At 43.4% G+C, this 2,369-nt stretch carries 2 protein-coding genes; one reads left to right on the plus strand and one right to left on the minus strand.

Annotated elements, in window-relative coordinates; translation table 11 throughout:
• Positions 1 to 65 precede the first annotated feature (65 nt).
• Positions 66 to 1,231, plus strand: a protein-coding gene (locus W293_RS0104840) for an IS3 family transposase (protein WP_156915601.1) whose coding sequence is annotated in 2 segments (ribosomal slippage) — positions 66 to 324 and positions 324 to 1,231 — 1,167 coding nt in all. Because the reading frame shifts where the segments join, the coding sequence is not laid out codon by codon here.
• A gap of 265 nt (positions 1,232 to 1,496) precedes the next feature.
• On the opposite strand, the gene W293_RS17335 is transcribed toward W293_RS0104840, so the two are convergent.
• The coding region (locus W293_RS17335) for a hypothetical protein (protein ID WP_025651380.1) at positions 1,497 to 2,369 on the minus strand (873 nt) is incomplete at its 5' end.

The following is a 2,369-nucleotide window of genomic DNA, read 5'->3' on the forward strand; positions in this document are numbered from 1 at the left end:
TGAGCTATGCTGAAGAAACCGTAGAGATAAACTTGGTAAACTAAGCGTATTAATCGGAGTTTATCATGACCAAGAAAGTAAGAACCTACAGTGACGAATTTAAAGCAGAAGCTGTCAAGAAGATATCAGACAATAATGGCAATATCTCGGCTACCGCAAAGCAGCTTGGCATTGCCATGCAAACGCTATCAAATTGGCATAACAAAGCCAATCAAGGCAAGCTTATCGGCACAGAACAATATGATCCTGATCTTATGACAGCGCTTCAAGAAATAAAGCAGCTCAAGCGACAACTTAAAGTTGCCGAGGAGGAGCGAGAGATATTAAAAAAGGCCACGGCGTACTTCGCGAAAAACAGTTAGTAAAGTACGCCTTTATTAAGGATAACCAGCAGATATTTAGTATCACAGCTATGTGCCGTGTACTAAAGGTTAAGCATTCTAGCTACTACGACTGGCTGAGTCGTGATATCAGCGATCAACAGATACATCGCAACCAGTCTGAGCTGCTGGTTAAAGCCGCGCACAGTGAAACAAAGGAGCGCTATGGATATGAGCGTCTGCATGCGCATCTAAGTGAGCGAGGCCATGACATTAGCCTATACATGGTGAGACGCATCAAAGAAGAGCACGGCATCAAATGCCGACGTCATAAGCGCTTTAAAGTGACCACCGACTCTAATCACAACAAGCTGGTTTATCCAAACGTGCTCGATCAGCAGTTTGATGCCAAGCGTCCTAATGAGTCTTGGGTCAGTGACATTACTTATATCTGGACAAATGAGGGCTGGCTGTACTTAGCAGGGGTCAAAGATCTATACACCAAAGAGCTGGTTGGCTACGCCATTAATAAACGCATGACTGCTGATTTAGTCTGTCGTGCACTAAATATGGCAATCAAGAACAGACGACCAGGCAAAGGGCTGATTGTGCATTCTGACAGAGGCAGTCAGTACTGTAGCCACGCTTATCACAAAATCATCAAGCAGCATCAGTTTACAGGCTCAATGAGTGCTAAAGGCAACTGCTTTGACAACGCACCCATAGAAAGCTTCTGGGGCATATTAAAGAACGAGCTGGTGTATCACCAAGACTATAAAACTAGATTTGCCGCCATTACCGATATCATTGGATATATTGAACTATATTACAACCAAACGAGAACTCAAAAGAGCTTGGGCTATAAATCGCCAAGACAGGTGTGGTTTGATTATTATCGTCAAGCTGCGTAATTAAATCTCCCAAGTTTAACTGTACGGATTTGACGGCAGGGGTCACCTTGCAAGCTCTTCTAGATACTCCAATCTGAGTTCTTCTGCATTTTTAGACGTATTATCGGTGTAAGAAGTATCAGCAGCAATAGTGAGTTGCGACTGACTAACTCCTAGCGCAAACAGTACAAACACCCACAACCATACCCTAAATGTAGCCTGTGAAACTGAACGATTTAACATATATAAAGCTCTTTTATTATTAATTGATAAGGTGTAAATTATCTTAACCGTTTAACTGATTGGTCTCGTTAAAATACCAAATGGTTTGCCATTCAAGCCGCTTCATCTTTGGCATGATGTCACCTGCTTCAAAGTGTTTAACATCCTGGCTGGATGGTGACCACCATGATCCCGTCTGTGGACAAGGTTTACCTGACTCGCAGCGTAAGCGTTTTGGTGCGACATTATGGCTACCACCACCACTATCCGCGATACGCTCAACCAACATCCATGTGACAGGCGCCATGCCGACAGCTTGCATGGTTTCTGGATCATAACCGACGTAAGCTTCATTTGCTAACATCCCATCTAATAATACTTGAGCACTGGCATCTTCTCTACTAGGCACATAAATACCTGCAACAGGAACAACCTCATCTAACTCAACGCTATATTTAGGGTTGAGACGATAAACAGGCCACGATTCGGGTGGGTTAAGTGGTCCTCGAGATTCAGTACTATAATTTTCTATTAAATCACCAATACGCCAACCAAAATAACTGGTTATTTTTAGATTAAAGGCACGTAAGCTTGCCTCTGTTTCCCATTTATCGTAATCCAGTTGTTGCTGCTCTGGCATCCAGTCGATATCGTAATCCATACTAATAGCCCGAAAGTCACTCTCTACATTACCGCCATAGCCTATTGCTGCTAAGTCCCCTTTTAACAGCTCTTGATAACCGACGTTAAGACTATCCAAAGTATCACGTAGGTTTGGCAATACGCGCTCGCCCCAGACGATATCAGGTTGTCTGTTAATAGGACGCGTACGATAATCAAAGGGTAAATCATTGACGAATAGCTCAAGCGCGTATTCAGCGGCTTCTAGCATAGTTGCAAAGGCATCACGCATCTCTTTAAAGTAGGCGGGTGAACT

Source organism: Psychrobacter sp. TB67, from assembly GCF_000511065.1.
GTDB classification, from domain to species: domain Bacteria; phylum Pseudomonadota; class Gammaproteobacteria; order Pseudomonadales; family Moraxellaceae; genus Psychrobacter; species Psychrobacter okhotskensis.